The 1,479-nt window shown below is 64.3% G+C and carries 1 protein-coding gene; it reads left to right on the top strand.

The annotated features are described in order from the left end of the window. Positions 1-1,479, top strand: a 1,479-nt coding sequence (locus P9272_RS35785) for a formate--tetrahydrofolate ligase (RefSeq protein WP_278164913.1), incomplete at both ends; no start/stop codon positions are given.

Genomic DNA, 1,479 nt, shown 5'->3' with positions numbered 1-1,479 from the left:
CAAAATCGGCATCCCGACCGAGCATCTGCTGCCCTATGGTCACGACAAGGCCAAAGTGTCTGCCGAGTTCATCAAGTCGGTGAAGGGCAACAAGGACGGCAAGCTGATCCTGGTCACCGCCATTAACCCGACGCCTGCCGGCGAAGGCAAGACGACCACCACAGTCGGCCTCGGCGACGGCCTGAACCGCATCGGCAAGAAGGCGATCGTCTGCATCCGCGAGGCCTCGCTCGGCCCGAATTTCGGCGTCAAGGGCGGGGCCGCGGGTGGCGGCCTTGCCCAGGTGGTGCCGATGGAGGACATGAACCTCCACTTCACCGGCGACTTCCACGCCATCACCACCGCGCACAATTTGCTGTCGGCGCTGATCGACAATCACATCTACTGGGGCAACGAGCTCGGCATAGACATCCGCCGCGTCGCCTGGCGCCGCGTCATGGACATGAACGACCGCGCGCTGCGCGAGATCATCTGCTCGCTGGGGGGCGTCGCCAACGGCTATCCGCGTGAAGCCGGGTTCGACATCACCGTCGCCTCGGAAGTGATGGCGATCCTGTGCCTCGCCACCGATCTCAAGGATCTCGAGAAGCGCCTCGGCGACATCATCGTCGCCTACCGCCGCGACAAGTCGCCGGTCTATGCCCGCGACCTCAAGGCCGACGGTGCCATGGCGGTTCTGCTCAAGGACGCCATGCAGCCCAACCTGGTGCAGACGCTGGAGAACAACCCGGCCTTCGTCCATGGCGGGCCGTTCGCCAACATCGCGCATGGCTGCAACTCGGTCGTCGCCACCACGACCGCGCTGAAGCTGGCCGACTATGTCGTCACCGAAGCCGGCTTCGGCGCCGATCTCGGCGCGGAAAAGTTCTTCGACATCAAGTGCCGCAAGGCCGGGCTGAAGCCCTCGGCGGCGGTGATCGTCGCGACCGTACGCGCCATGAAGATGAATGGCGGCGTCAAGAAGGAAGACCTCGGCAAGGAAAACATCGAAGCGGTCAAGAAGGGCTGCGCCAATCTCGGCCGCCACATTGAGAACGTGAAGCAGTTCGGTGTGCCGGCGGTGGTCGCGATCAACCACTTCACCACCGACACCGAAGCCGAGATCCAGGCGATGAAAGACTTCGTCAAGGCGCAGGGCGCCGAGGCGATCCTGTGCAAGCACTGGGCGCAAGGCTCGGCCGGCATCGAGGACCTCGCCCGGAAGGTCGTAGAAATAGCCGAGTCCGGCGCCTCCCAGTTCTCGCCGCTCTATCCCGACGAGATGCCGCTGTTCGAGAAGGTCAACACCATCGTCAAGCGCATCTATCGTGGAGACGAGGCGATCGCCGACAAGTCGATCCGCGACCAGTTGCATGCCTGGGAACAGGCCGGCTACGGCAACCTGCCGGTCTGCATGGCCAAGACCCAGTACTCCTTCTCGACCGACCCGAACCTGCGCGGCGCGCCGACCGGCCACACTGTGCCGGTGCGCGAGGTCAG

Origin of the sequence: Mesorhizobium sp. WSM4976, from assembly GCF_029625685.1 — a bacterium.
In the GTDB taxonomy this organism is placed as follows: domain Bacteria; phylum Pseudomonadota; class Alphaproteobacteria; order Rhizobiales; family Rhizobiaceae; genus Mesorhizobium.
The sequence above is the reverse complement of the archived record's forward strand: the minus strand, read 5'-3'. Positions and strand labels throughout refer to the sequence as shown.